The organism is Mesorhizobium sp. B4-1-3 (assembly GCF_006439355.1).
Lineage (GTDB): Bacteria > Pseudomonadota > Alphaproteobacteria > Rhizobiales > Rhizobiaceae > Mesorhizobium.
Window position 1 is genome coordinate 24283 of record NZ_VFTG01000037.1, and the last position, 13952, is coordinate 38234.

Consider the following 13952-nt stretch of genomic DNA (forward strand, 5'->3'; position numbering starts at 1 on the left):
TCGGCTTTCGAAGCAGGGATAATTCGTCATGGTCGGACACCATTCCAAGGCCACGGGTATGCGCGACGCTCAACGTGACAAATCCCGTTCCACAGGAGTTGAATCCGATCAATCGAGCCCGGACATGCGGGTTGCTGAGGTCGCGCGGAAAGGTCCTGTCCTGGTTACCGGCGCCGCGGGATTCATCGGGTTTCACGTGGCGTCCCGGCTTATTCGTCACGGTGCGCAGGTAATTGGAGTGGACAATTTCACGCCCTACTACGATCTGAAGCTTAAGGAAGCGCGTTTTGCGCATCTCTGCGCCGAGCCGCGATTCACGCCGATCCGCATGGATCTGGCGGACAGGCTGTCGGTGCAATCTCTGTTCTCCGACCTTGAACCGTCGCATGTCGTGCACCTGGCTGCTCAAGCGGGTGTGCGTTATTCCCTTGTCGACCCGCACGCCTATGTTCAGTCCAACATCGTGGCGTTTCTCAACGTCCTGGAGGGTTGCCGGCATTTCGGCATCAAGCATCTGGTCTACGCTTCGTCCAGTTCGGTCTATGGCGCCAACCAAACAATACCCTTTTCCGAACATAGCGGCGCTGCCCACCCGATAAGCTTCTATGCCGCCACCAAGCGCTCAAATGAAGCCATGGCGCATTCGTATAGTCATCTATTTGGCTTGCCTGTGACAGGGTTGCGCTTCTTCACCGTCTACGGACCATGGGGCAGACCCGATATGGCGGTCTACACGTTCACGCATGCCATCGCCGAAGGACGCGCGATCGACGTGTCCAACGCCGGCCATGTCTGGCGAGATTTCACCTACATCGACGACATCGTCGAAGGGGTGGTTCGAGTGCTCGCAACGCCACCGTGCGCCGATCCCAATTGGGATGGTTGCGCTGCCGATCCGGCTACCAGCTCAGCACCATATCGCCTGTATAACATCGGCAATGATCGGCCCGAAGAGATCAATCGGCTGATCACGATTATTGAGACAGCCCTGGGTCGCAAAGCGATCAGGAGGGATGTGCCTTTGCCTCCGGGTGATGTTCTTGAGACACGCGCCGATGTTGGCGATCTCCGCCGAGCCGTAAACTTCGCGCCGGCGACCACGCTTGAGGATGGCGTAAACCAGTTCGTCGAATGGTATCGGCACTTTCACGCAGACGGCGCCAAATCCGTGACGGAGCAACAAACGCTCGTGCCTGTGTGAGCTTGCCGGCGGCCGTGCTGCCTGTCGGCAAGCAAGGCTATGTCGGCGCCACGGTGCTCTTCCTCCGAGCCCGCACAGATCCGCCTGGTGCGATCTGACCCATGCCAGACATCAAAGCACGGATAAGCGGCTTGCGTAGTGGCGTTTCGATGAAACGCCAGATCAAAAAAGAGGCTAGAAGCACCGCAGACAACACGACCAGGAATGCTGCGTGCCTGCCGATTAGCGGAGCCAGCGCGTTGAGAGAGACGTAACCGATATACTGGTGCAAAAGATAAAGAGGGTAAGTCAATCCCCCAAGCATCAGGACCGTTTTTGAAGGGGGCACGATGGAGCGGATCAGAAGGGCACCTGTAAAAATCCCGAAGACAACCCCATTGGCGGCAACGAGAGAGGTATAGGAAACGGCCATTCCGTAATGCTCCTGCATCCAGCCTTCATCAAACCTGATCGTCTGGCACGACAGCAGAATTGCCGCCGCAAGAAGGATGAGCCCCGCCGGTGAATGACCTTTTGCAACGACCTGTTGGGACAAAATACCGAAGGCAAAGAAAGGGGCATAGCCCGTAATAAGCAAAGCCCGTATAGCTGTATTTTCAAAGAACAGCTCATTTGCCGCCGAAATCACGAGCCAGATGGCGACAATAGCTAACTTCCAACGTTGGAAGGCGCCCGCAAAAATAAGCGCCGCAACCCAGCCATAAAATACGATCTCGATCATAATAGACCAGTAGACACCATCCATGGATGGTCTGCCGAACACGCGGGCGAAAATGGAAAGATTGGCGATGTAGGTCGAAACGTTGGTTGGGAATCTCGGGTCGCCGGCGATCGAGAGGACCACAAACGTCAGCGTCATGCAGACGAGAAATCCAGGATAAAGCCGAACGAAACGCGCGACGGCGAATTCCTGCCATGTCCGTCCCTCGGCCGACCACGTTATGACAAAGCCGCTGATAAGGAAAAACAGACTGACCCCAAGATAGCCATAGATGGCAAACGGCGCAGCGGCAGGATACCCGGCGTGAATATCTCCGGTAATCGGGCCACGAAAAAGATAGTGAAAGCACACAACCGCCAAGGCAGCGATCAGTCGCAGAAGGTCCAATGATGCCAAGCGTAATGAGTTGGTGTCGGCAACCCGTTCCATTGCCCCTCCTCGTCGCTGCAGGGTTCTTTCGACGCGGACCGAAAGCCTGGCCTGAGGGCTTCCAGGTCACAGAGAAAGCCTATGAAGCGCCCATCAATAGTGCTTGTCGCCTCGGGCTGCATCATCGTGCGTTTGCATGAGTTCGGCCTCACCAGAGCGGGAAAAGCTCAGCGGCTCCCAAATAAAACGGGGGTGACTGTATCCCGGTCACCGGCCGAAGCCGGCCCTGTTAGGGTAAGAACCAATATCGTTGGTGGCTCTCGATCGTGCGCCCCTTCAATGACGTCAACGCGTAGATCAGCCCAGGCATGATCTTCAGCCGTTTGCCGATGTAGATCGCCATTGCGACGTTCCATACGACAAGAGCAAGCGCGAGCCCTATTGCAGCACCCAATGGGCCGTAGATCTCTATCCCGATAACGCAGCCGATGACGCCAATCGCCGCGCCGACGATCATCGTCACAGCGGCCGGCCATTCATTCCCAGTCATGGTCAAGAGGTTCAATTGCGGTCCGCATAAGGCCACAAATACGTATCCAAGCATCAGCACTCTCGCGATAGGTGCCCCCGTACCGAAGTCTTCACCGAACCAACTCAGGAGCGGCCGAACAATCACTAGCAAGGGGATTGCCATCGCAATTGCGGCGCCGGAAGAAAGTAAGGCAGCTCGTGAAAACAGCTCCTGTAAGCCTTTACGGTCGTCTCGCGCAAAAAGTGTAGCCGCTGCTGGGGAAAACATCGTGGAGACGGCCACCAATGAGAGACCGACAAGCAAGGCGACATTCAGCCCCAGAGCAAAGATGCCTGCATCACGTATGTGGCCGGTCCAGCCAAGCACCATCACCCCTGCTCTGTTGATGAAGACATCTAGACCCGCCATCAGCATGATGGGCGGAACCGCCGACCACCAATCCTTCGATGCGTCCGCAGGTTCAGCCTGCCGCAAACCGGGCGGCTGAAATCTTGTGGCCAGGACGAAGACCAATCCGACCGTTACGATTGAACTGGTCACCACCGCTTGCATCACCAACGGTGCGTTCAAAGTCCACGACCCGGACAAGGCTGCGATTCCCAGCAATGTCAGCAGCAGCCCGTCACGCACAATGCGTTCTGGCAAAAGGGCTGAAACCCCGCCGCCGAAAGCACGGATGAGTGCGGCTCCCAGGGCGGAGGTCGTGACCAACGGAACTGCCGCCATACCCAGCAGCTGGCTAACCTCAAGTTCTCTGTTTCCGGAACCCGATGACGCGCAGATATAGGTCGCGCCCGCAGCGCCGAACAGGGTCGCCACCGCCAGTGATCGCTGAAAGGCAAATCTGATTACACCGTGAGCGAGGTCAAGGCGTCCCTGGGCCCTGTAGGCGGACACGAACCGCAACAATGATACGTTGAATCCAAGCGTGGCGAGATAAGCAAGGACGGATGTCGTTGAAAGTACGTAGGAATAAATGCCGTAACTGGTTGAGCCTACGATACGCGCAATAAGCAGTTGCGCCAAGCTCGTCAGACCTGCCCCGGCCACATAGATCATCAGGGCAAAGACAGTCGCATAGCCCAGGCTGCGTTTTATCTCGTCTTTGCCGAGCGCGGCTGGATCCGCCTCTACCGCGGATGCGACGGCTTTTTGTATCGTTATCGTATCGCTACCATCGTCCAGGTAGGTCGTAGCCACTGTTGACGATTGGTGATCGGTTTTGTTTCGGCACATTGGGATGTCCCGATCATGGACAATCTCGGAGATGATCTTGCGACTGACGCGTTGAACACTTTCCGACAGCGATTGGTCGTCCAAGGTTTCAACCGAAACGGTCTTGCGGCCACTTGCCACAAGGATGTCATCGATATCCTGAAACACGCCGAAAGATCGCATGCTTGCGTCGAAATCCGCCTCGAGAATACGCTCGGCCAGGGGCTCTTGCCTCATCCGCTCCAGCAGGCGAGTCTCGACCACGGAACGAGGCAAGACAACTCTAAAAGTAAAATCCGCATCAGGAGTTTTTTTAAGCGCCTGAGCAATCGACACACTGTCCGTACACCCGTGAGATATCGCCAGCGCCGCAACAGCCTGGACGTATCCTTGATCGAATATCGTTACTTCTTTCGATTGCCTGGCCTGATCCCAACGGTAGGACAAGTTTAAAATTTTCTGCCATATCCTAGCCTTCCAAATGAATTTTCTCGGCTGTATCGACTTCATCATCGATGATGCAGTCGATATGTATCTTATCAAATCGGGCGTATAGATAAATAACTTCGCAGTTGAAACCATCGCTGCAAGCACTCTGAACACAACCATGAATATTCCAAGGTCTACGCTTCTTTCTCTCCTCATTGGCTTATGACTGAGAACCACCTTCGTTGGGTAACCTTGCCCGCGCAGTCGGTGGGCAAGTTCGTGAGCAAACACTGCCTTGCCGGCGCCAGGTGGCCCAAAGAGTTCAATTATCATTTTCTGGTGACCGGAGCTTGAGTGCTTTATTGGTTCCTGGCCAGCAAAAGATCGCCACTGTCACCAAAACGATGCTGGGCGTGCTGTTTCAGATTCACCCTGGTGAGGACGGTCCCTACCGGGATAGATCCCGGCCCGTCAGGCTGCAACGACTCCAAAATGCTGCGCGCAACGCTGCGCGGGGTGCTGCCCCAGCGAACTGCGAACAGAACGCAATCCGCCCAGCTTGTCAGTAGCCGTGATTCCGGACCTTCCAAACCAGGGGGCCCGTTGAGGACGACGAAGTTATATTTCGCCGCCAGTTGATCCGTGAAGTGACGCGGCTCATCCACTTCGGACAGCAGCTTCAACAGATCATCCGTGGCAATTGGAGCGGCCATGAAATCCACGCCGAGGTCAGGCATGTTCACAACCGAATCGGCTAACTCGCTGCGGCTTTTCACATAACCTTCGAAGGATCCGTGAGGCTTCGAGACACTGAATTCGCTCACAAATTCATTGGTCAACTGCCCATCCGCCGGATCGAGATCAACGAAAAGCACATTACCACCAAGGCGCGTGGCCGAGAGCGCCAAGCTCCATGCCAGCTCTGTTTTGCCATCGTTTTTGCCGCTGGAAGTCACGAGAGCGATTTGTGACGATCGCCCGGAAGCCGATTGGGGTGCCGCATTGATCAGCAGGGACAATGCTGCGTGGCCATAGGTGGAATTCTTCTGCCGAAGAATGAGAGCTTGCAAACGCTTGGCATGGAGTCGCGACACCTTGGGAAGCACTCCCATGCAGGGGAAACCAAGTGCTGCTTCCGCTTCGGCTTCGCCGCGCAAAGTCCGGTCGAGACGCTTGCCGACAAGAGCCAGGATGCCCCCGATAAGACCGAACACGACCATGCCTGGGGGAATAAGGTATAGAGGCGAAAGGCTCTTCGGGATCGTTGGCGGCCAGGCCGTCGAAATAATCGAGACTCCCGGTGACGGGTTCGCTATACGCCGCGTCAGATCCTGCTGCCTGGTCAGCAGCTCATTGTATCGTTGCGTCAGGATGGCAACGGTCGGCTCGAGCGCACGCATCCCGGAAACCCGGCCTGCCGTATCGGCCACCACAGCGTCCAAGACGTTCTTGCGCTCTTCCAATGCGGCAACCTGAGTACGATAGACGTTTGCCTCAGAGGAAATGCGGTCGATTCCTTGTTGGATTTCGAGCTTGATGGCAGCGCCAACGCCCTGATCGTCCGGGTCCTTCTTTTGGCGGGCTACGAGATCGGCTAGGGTAGGTGACCCGATGGCTTCTGCCAGGGAAGCACCAGGCGCGCCCGACGCCCGCAAATCCTGGATATGCTGCAGGCGAGACTCGACAGCGGAGAGACCGGCCTTCGACAACGAGAGCTGCTGGTTGAGATCGGCTGTTTCCCGCGCGGCGCTGTCCATCGCGCCTTGATCGACCGCGCCGTGAGTGAGCCGATATTCCTCCAGGCGATCTGTTGCTTGCGCCAAATCAGACTGAACCTTGGGCAGAGCCGCGACGACGGAGGCGAGTTCTGCCTTATCAGCTGCCTGGGTGTTGGCTGTGAGATCCGCGACATAGAGCTGAGCGAAGGTATTTGCCACCAAGGCCGCCCGGACAGGGTCGGGATCGGTGAAACCGACAGTGATGACCCGCGATCGCAGCTCTTGGCCAACTCTTATGCCTCGCCGCAAAAGCTTCAATTGCGCTGCATCCGCGGCGCCCGGACTGAGCCCGGACTCATCGGCTTGGCGCCAAATTCGATCCAGCAGTCCCGCCGCAAAAGATTGGTTCTTCACCGAAGGTGTTGAAGGAGTACCCTGCCCCGCCGCCTTGTCGGCAGTATTTTGCACCTCGGTCCCGACTTTGCCCAGCGCTGCAGCAACACGGCGCATGTGCCCCAAGGATGTCAGCAAGGTTAGATTGTTGTCCATGCTGGTGTCCAGCATGTCAGTTGCACCGGCCGTGGCATTTCTGGCTGTAGCATCCACAATTAACTGAGTTGTCGCCTCGAACTGAGCAGGGCGAGAGAATCCCAAAATCGCTGCAATCACTCCGCCGAGGAGTGCCATGGCCAACAGAAACCATTTCCGCCTTGCGACGGTGACCCATAGTTGGCTGAAAGGAGTCTGGGCCTCTGCTGGATCACGCAACGGGCGCCTCATGAGCGGATTGTGCTCACGTGTTGCAGCAGGTATTTCCGCGGTGCGCGCTCGCTGAATTCGGCTGACTTTGGATCCTTCCATCTTACACTCCCGTCATTTCAAGTATGCGCGACCGGCTCGCTGACGCGGGCGCCCGACAGGCGTTGCCGCGCCATGCTAAGAACATCAATGTTGCCCAGAGACTGCGGGAATGATCGCGATTCCCGTCGAGATGATCGCGCCAGCATGTCTGGACCTTGTCGAAATCTAGAAGCCCGTCGCTAGAGTGGTGCATGTCGGCGAATACGTCGCTCGCCCACCCTCGCAATGGCCCTCTCAGCCAGGCTGCTATTGGGACATCGAAGCCCTGTTTTGGTCTATCTATCAGGCGGCGCGGAACGTAACGATGCGACAACTGCCGAAGCAGCCACTTGCCTCGTCCATGGCGGACCATTGCGTTCGATGGCAATCGCCAGGCGAATTCAACAATGCGATGATCGAGCAGCGGGCATCGGCCTTCCAGGCCGTTCGCCATGCTGGCTCTGTCCAGCTTCACCAGGATGTCGCCGGGCAAATATCCTGCCATATCGTTGTAGAGGAGCCGAGTCAGCAAATCGTCGAGCCGCGGAGCTCGGCGAATTGAACTCCGGCGCCCAAAGCGGGTCAGGCTTGTCGCGGATGATCCTGTCAGGCGCTGGTACAGTTCCTCCTGATCCGAAGCAGCAAGCAGTTGAGCCAATCGCTCCAGCCGATCGCTGCGCAATGCATGGCCGAAGAGCGCTGAAAGTGGCAGCCTGTCGAAAAAATCGTGACGGGTGGCGCGCGCCACAAGTCCAATGCCTGCCGCAAGTGAGCCACGCAGCGGCGAAGGCAAACGATGCCGCCGATTTGCTTGCGCCGCCATCAGATGGCGGGCGTAGCCCGCGAAACATTCATCGCCACCGTCGCCCGTCAGCGCCACCGTAACATGCTGGCGGGCAAGTCGCGCCACCAGCAAGGTAGGTATTTGCGATTCGTCAGCGAACGGCTCGTCCCATGTACGGTGCAATTCCGGAATGATATCGCGCGCGGAAGCAGGTGAAAGATGCAGTTCGGTGTGGTCGGTACCCAGATGTCGAGCGACCGCGGCAGCATGCGGGGCTTCATCAAATCCGCGCTCTCCGAAGGCAATGGTGAAGGTGCGTACGGATTTTTGGGATTGAGCTTGCATCAGCGCTGTAACGGTCGAACTGTCGATGCCGCCGGACAGGAATGCGCCGAGCGGCACATCCGCGCACATGCGCTCTCGAACGGATAGCCGAAGCAAACGGTCAAGTTCGTTCGTCAAGTCTTCGTCGCTGCCCACGATCGGGTCCTGCCGGCCTTGCGTGGCGACGTCTGCCAACGACCACCAGAACCGGACCTTGTTTCGAACGGTTCCGGTACGACGCGCTTTTGCGAAATCGGCTGCAGTTAAAGACAGAACCGATCCCGGCGGCAATTTGAAGACTCCGCGCCAGATACAACTGTCATCGGGCACCCATCCATTCGAAAGCATGGCTCTTGCGGCAGCAGTGTTGAGTTCCGGACGAAAGTCGGGGAAACACCGAATAGCTTTCAGTTCAGAGCCGAAAACCAGGGCATGTCGGGTCGGGGCGACGTAGATCGGTTTTTCCCCCATCCGATCGCGGGCAAGGTGAAGCATCCTGGTCTTTGTGTCCCACAAGCCAAATGCGAACATGCCGGCAAATCGTGTAAGCGCTTTCTCAAGCCCCCACTGCTCAACAGCACCAAGTACTACTTCTGTATCGCATGTTCCTCGGAAATTATGACCGGCACTTTCGAGTTCTTGGCGCAATTCGTGAAAATTGTATATTTCGCCGTTGAAAGTAATGACACATCGACCGCTCGCTGAACGCATCGGCTGGCGCCCAGTCTCGGACAAATCTATGATGGCTAATCGGTTGTGACCGAAAGCGATACCGTCGTCAGGATCACTCCAGAAACTGTCACCGTCTGGGCCGCGATGGCGGAGGGCCCGCGTCATTGGCACAATGGAGTTGAGTGGTTTTGCAGCCGGCGCGTCCGGCGCGAGGAGAATTCCGGCGATACCGCACATTGCTATCGCCTCATGACGTTGGCAGTTGCCACAACCGGCCTGGGTGTCCCGGCCATGAGGCAAAGCGTGAGTGAGAACCACACGATGGGATGGCGAACGATCAAGTGCGGAAAACCGAAAATTCCGATCGATACCAACATCGCGACCAGCGCGTCGACCTTTGAGCGCCACGCATAGATCGCGCTGATCCCTAGGATCCAGAACAGGGCGAGGACGGCCAGCAGTCCACCTTGCGTATAGAGATCGAGAGGCGTGCTGTGAGCCTCGAACGGTAGATCGCTGAAATCCTTGTCGACGATGGACCTGTCAGCATGGGGGCCGGGACCAAGCCCCACGGATCCGGATTCTAGCCCTTTGTTGAGCGCGTTGGTCCAAAGATTGATGCGCAGCGCTGCGGTCTCGGCCGTGGCTTCGCCACCCGCGCCTTTGGTCAGGCTCTTGGCGAAGTTTTCAACACTGGCGGTCTCGGCAAGCACATAGGGCGACAGCGACAGCGAAAGCGGGAAAAGACCCACCAGTAACCAGAGCGCCGCCTGGCGCCCAACAGTAGCTCTTGCGTCAGTCGTGACCCATGTCCGGATACGCAAGCCCAGAAATACAAGGCCGGTCAGTCCGGTTGTGAGAAGGTGCGTATCGCTCTTGGTCAGTCTTCCGACGTAAATTGTCAGCGCAAGGCTGGCGATTGCGAAGAGCTTGGCCGACCTGTTGCTGCTGGTGGTTGCCAAGTATAGCCCTATAGAGGCAAACATTGCGCAATAGAGCGCGAGTTGGTTCGGATTGTCCGACCACCCCATAAAACGATCCCAGAACCATGGATTCACACCAGGCTGGTGGAACAAGCCAAATCCAAGCCCCAGTTGAACGGCAAAGCACACATCGGCAATGGTGATTATCCACCAGGACGTGCGGCGCAGATGGCGATCCGCGTGTGGGTCTGCTGCGAGCAGGCAGGTCACAGACGCCAGCAGCAGATAGGCGATCATGTCATGAACTGGCGCCGCCAGGTACCGTACCGTCGTCAAGAGGCCGACAATCAGCCCCAGAGCAAGAGCGAAGGTCAGGATCAGCCAGAAGGTCGCGAGAATGGAAAGGGCTGGCGTGACTTGCAGCTTGCCGCCAGCTAACACCCGCCCGATGGAGAGCATAACCCAAAGCGCAAGGAACAATTCGCTATATCCGAAGGGTGCTCCCGGAATTTCGAGCTGCGATGCATAGGCCATTGCAACACCTGCAGCCAGCAGCACATCGCGGATCATTGGCTTACCTCGCCCAGCCCCCCGATCGCGACATCGCTCTGTAACCGCGAAGCCTGACGGGCCGTCACGCCGGATGGACTGGCGCCAAGAACATGCTCGTAAAGATCGCAATACTGATCGACCACAAGCGGCAGTGCGAAATGCTGCTTCACGAACTCGACGGAACGAGCGCCCATCTCCGCTCCCTTGGCGCGGTCGGACAGGATTTCGTTTATTCGCGCAGCTAAGGAATTGGCGTCGCCGGCTGGAACAAGGTATCCGTTCCAGCCGGGCTCGATCACTTCGTTGCAGCCCGGCATGTCTGAGGCCACGACAGGCAGTCCAGCCAATCCCGCCTCGAGCAGGACGCGCGGCACGCCCTCTCGATATTGTGTCGGAAAGGCAAACAGATCCGCCATTCCGAGAAGGGCAGGAACATCGCGCCGCGGACCCAGTGCAATGACGTGAGGGGAATGACGTTCGATTTCCGATTTGTCGACGGCGAACGGCCCCTCGGATTCCCAGGGGCCGACAAGTACGAAACGCGCATTCGGCCTTTTTTCAAGAACGCGCGGAACTGCCTCAAGCAGCGTTGGGATGCCCTTCTCGCGCGTCAGCCGGCCGACAAAAATGATCACTTCAGCCGATGAAAGCCCGAGCTGCTCGCGCATCGCCCGCGGCGACGGTGCACTCTGTCTTGCCCGGGTAAAGCCGTCGATGTCGATCCCGGAACTGCGGATCAAGCGACCAGTCCCGCGCGCTATCAGTCGGTAGCGCTCAAAGAAAGCGCGATCGTCACGATTTTGAAACACTGTCGCCGCCGTCCAGAGCGACGAAAGCCACTGCAATCCACAAAATACGGGACGCAGCGCCATGGCTCTCGGCTGCAGAGAAGAAAACGTCCAGCCAAGGCCATTGATGGTACGGATGACCGGAACGCGCCCCCTTATCGCCAGCGGCGTCAAGAGATTGGGCTTGGTATCAAAACTCTGTACAATGTCCGGGCGCAGGTCCGAGATCAGTTTGCCAATCGTCCTTATCGCGCCCCCACTCCCGCTGGAAAATCGGTCGAAACCGTAGCGATGGTGCGGAATATCGTGCTGCGAAAATGCCGTATCCAGACCGCTCGACACCGCAGTAACTTGGAAGCCCTTCTGGCGCAGCGACAGCAGAAACGGTATCCTGAAGGCGTGGTCCTCGCCTCCAACACACACGAGATGCGGGTTCATGCTGTCTCCCCCGACCGCCCGTCTGACCCGGGTCGCGTGCACTGGTCAGCATTTCTTCCTGCTTCCATGATCTTGGCTCGCTACGCAGACACAAGTTTTGCGCCAAGGTTCACGGTACGGGCAGGCCTGCCCAATGTCCTCGTCCGTTTGAATGAGCGGTTTCATGCCGGGAGCAAGGCAGGCTGGACCGAAGCATCGAGCCTCGGTTTCTGATATCGGGATTCCGGCCCATCCTCGGGAGGCGCACTGGGTTTTTCGACTGAGCTGCCGGCCAACTTCAGGTTGGCGAACATGCCGCCTTGTCGCGCGCCAGCCGGGTAATTTGCCAAGCGACGAGTTTCTCGTCCCGCGCGTCCTACGGCCGCATCTACAGGTGACGGCGATGACCGCGGAGATGCCGCCGAACCAGTTCGCCGCATCAGACCCCGCATCCAGCCATCGCCTTGTCTTCGTCTTGTAATCTGAGGCGGGATGACCTGTCAGACTGCCGTTCCGGCGGCCTCGCGCTCCGGCAATGGCGCGGTGACTCCGAACCACCGCTTCCAATGCCGGCGACGACGCTGATCAATCATTCTATCAACGCATCCCCTAATGTGATTTTGCGCTAATGGAGACTCTCGTTAGGCAACGACATGGGGTGGTAAATAGTCAAAAGAAGGATTTTCGCATGGCTACCATGCACTATGCCTATGGCGCCCCTGCATCGGCCGCTATAGCTGATGGCTTCAATCTCGTTGACCTTCAGTACGCGTCATCGGTAAACGCTCTGCCGAACGGCACCAAGGCCCTAATTTACCTGAATGAAGGCAGCGGGGTGACCCAGTCTTTCATAGACAAGGTGACGCCCCTCCTCGGTAATTCGAAGGTTTTCGGCTTTTATCTCACTGACGAGCCCGATCCCACGGGCAAGTACCATACGCAGGTCACCGCCGCAAATCTGAAGGCCGAATCAGATTGGATTCACTCGCATTTCCCGGGGGCAAAGACCTTTATAACCTTGATGGAAATGGGGACGTTTAACAACTCCGACTACACCAACACCTACAATCCTGCCAACACGGGAATCGACTACTACGGGATCAATCCCTACCCCGTACGCTCGACCGTGGTCGACTTCAACTACATCGATAGAGCCGTGGCGGCGGCGGAGAAAGCGGGCATTCCGCAGAGTGCGATCGTTCCTGTGTATCAGGCCTTTGGGGGCGGAGGCTGGGCGACCAATACGGGCGGATCGTATGTGATGCCTACCGCCGCCCAGGAACAGACCATTATAGACCACTTTGCAAAGCTCGTTCCGTCGCCCGCCTTTGACATGGCCTATAAGTGGTCCTCGCAGAATGGCGAGACCTCGCTTGGCAACACGTCGTCGATGCAGGCGTTTTTCCTGGATCACAACACCCATACCAGCACCAGCACTAGTACTGGCAGCAGCGGTGGCACTGGCACCAGTACCAGCACGACAACCCCACCTCCCGTCACGTCCCCGACCGCCGACATAAAAGGCACCAGTGGCAATGATGTTTTACGCCCGACCGACAACGGCATCCACACGATGGCGGGCTATGGAGGCAATGACGACTACTATGTCAACAATGCCGCCAGCAAGGTGGTCGAGGCCGCTGGCCAGGGCCAGGACAGGGTGTGGACGTCGGTGAGTTATGCGCTTGCTGCCGGCTCGTCGATTGAAGTCCTCGGCACCCAGAAGGACGCCGGCACAACGGCAATCAATTTGACCGGCAACGAACTGGGTCAGCACATCATCGGGAATGCCGGCGACAACGTCATAAAGGGCGGTGGCGGCAGCGATTGGCTGACCGGCAATGGTGGCCACGACACTTTCGTTTTCAGTAACGCTCTAGGCAGCGGCAATGTTGCCTCGATCACCGACTTCAACCCGTCTCTTGACAAGATCCAGTTGGATCACGCGATCTTCAAAGGGCTCAGCGTTGGAGCGCTCGCAAGCAGTGGTTTCTATGCCGGTACCGCCGCGCACGACAGCTCCGACCATATCGTTTACAATAGCACGACCGGAGCACTGTACTTTGACAGTGACGGGGCAGGCGGCGCGGCTCAGATCCAATTCGCCACCCTTTCCCCTCATCTTGCGGTCACGTCAAGCTCGTTCGCTGTGGTCTAGCCCAGGAAAGTGCGTAGCGGCTTTCCGCCCGGCATTGCATAGCGTGCGGATTGCTGGGTGGCTGCCTGCAGTGGGTTGCCCAGGCGGTATCGCCGATGGCCGCGAAAGCGCGCTACGCATCGGGATTGCGCGAATCAAAGAGGTATCATTGCCGGCGACACTGTTCGCCGGCAATGATCTGAATTTAGGCGGGTTAACGTCCGCCTATTCCACCGTCACCGATTTTGCCAGGTTGCGCGGCTGGTCGACGTCGGTGCCCATGAAGACGGCGGTGAAATAAGCCAGCATCTGGATCGGCAGGGCGTAGAT

8 protein-coding genes are annotated in these 13952 nt (G+C 57.7%); 2 read left to right on the top strand and 6 right to left on the bottom strand.

Going from position 1 to position 13952, the window contains the following annotated elements; all coding sequences use genetic code 11:
* The first annotated feature begins 124 nt into the window (after positions 1–124).
* Positions 125–1201, top strand: a complete 1077-nt coding sequence (locus FJW06_RS27785; RefSeq protein ID WP_140756575.1) for an NAD-dependent epimerase — start codon at positions 125–127, stop codon at positions 1199–1201.
* Positions 1202–1238: 37 nt separating this feature from the next.
* Here the strand turns inward: FJW06_RS27785 and FJW06_RS27790 are convergent, their stop codons facing one another.
* The 6 genes from FJW06_RS27790 to FJW06_RS27815 all read right to left on the bottom strand — a co-directional run bounded on the left by FJW06_RS27790 (position 1239) and on the right by FJW06_RS27815 (position 11506).
* Positions 1239–2351 carry an acyltransferase gene (locus tag FJW06_RS27790; RefSeq protein ID WP_140756553.1) on the bottom strand — a complete coding sequence of 371 codons (1113 nt, stop codon included), beginning with the start codon at positions 2349–2351 and terminating at the stop codon, positions 1239–1241.
* A 229-nt stretch (positions 2352–2580) separates the two neighbouring features.
* Entirely contained in the window at positions 2581–4647 is a 2067-nt protein-coding gene (locus tag FJW06_RS27795; protein WP_246674891.1) for a lipopolysaccharide biosynthesis protein, read from the bottom strand.
* Positions 4648–4826: 179 nt separating this feature from the next.
* Complete coding sequence (locus FJW06_RS27800) at positions 4827–7046, bottom strand: exopolysaccharide transport family protein (protein WP_140756556.1); 2220 nt, start codon at positions 7044–7046, stop codon at positions 4827–4829.
* Between the two features lies 1 nt (position 7047).
* Positions 7048–9042 carry an asparagine synthase (glutamine-hydrolyzing) gene (gene asnB, locus FJW06_RS27805; protein WP_140756558.1) on the bottom strand — a complete coding sequence of 665 codons (1995 nt, stop codon included), beginning with the start codon at positions 9040–9042 and terminating at the stop codon, positions 7048–7050.
* A 2-nt stretch (positions 9043–9044) separates the two neighbouring features.
* Positions 9045–10298, bottom strand: a complete 1254-nt coding sequence (locus FJW06_RS27810) for a polymerase (protein WP_140756560.1) — start codon at positions 10296–10298, stop codon at positions 9045–9047.
* Positions 10295–11506, bottom strand: coding sequence for a glycosyltransferase family 4 protein (locus tag FJW06_RS27815; RefSeq protein ID WP_140756562.1), 1212 nt, complete (start codon positions 11504–11506; stop codon positions 10295–10297). Before FJW06_RS27815 ends, FJW06_RS27810 begins: the two co-directional genes overlap by 4 nt.
* A gap of 667 nt (positions 11507–12173) precedes the next feature.
* Between FJW06_RS27815 and FJW06_RS27820 the strand changes: the two genes are divergently transcribed.
* On the top strand, positions 12174–13643 hold the full coding sequence (locus FJW06_RS27820) for a calcium-binding protein (protein ID WP_140756564.1): 1470 nt from the start codon (positions 12174–12176) through the stop codon (positions 13641–13643).
* The last annotated feature ends 309 nt before the right edge of the window (positions 13644–13952 follow it).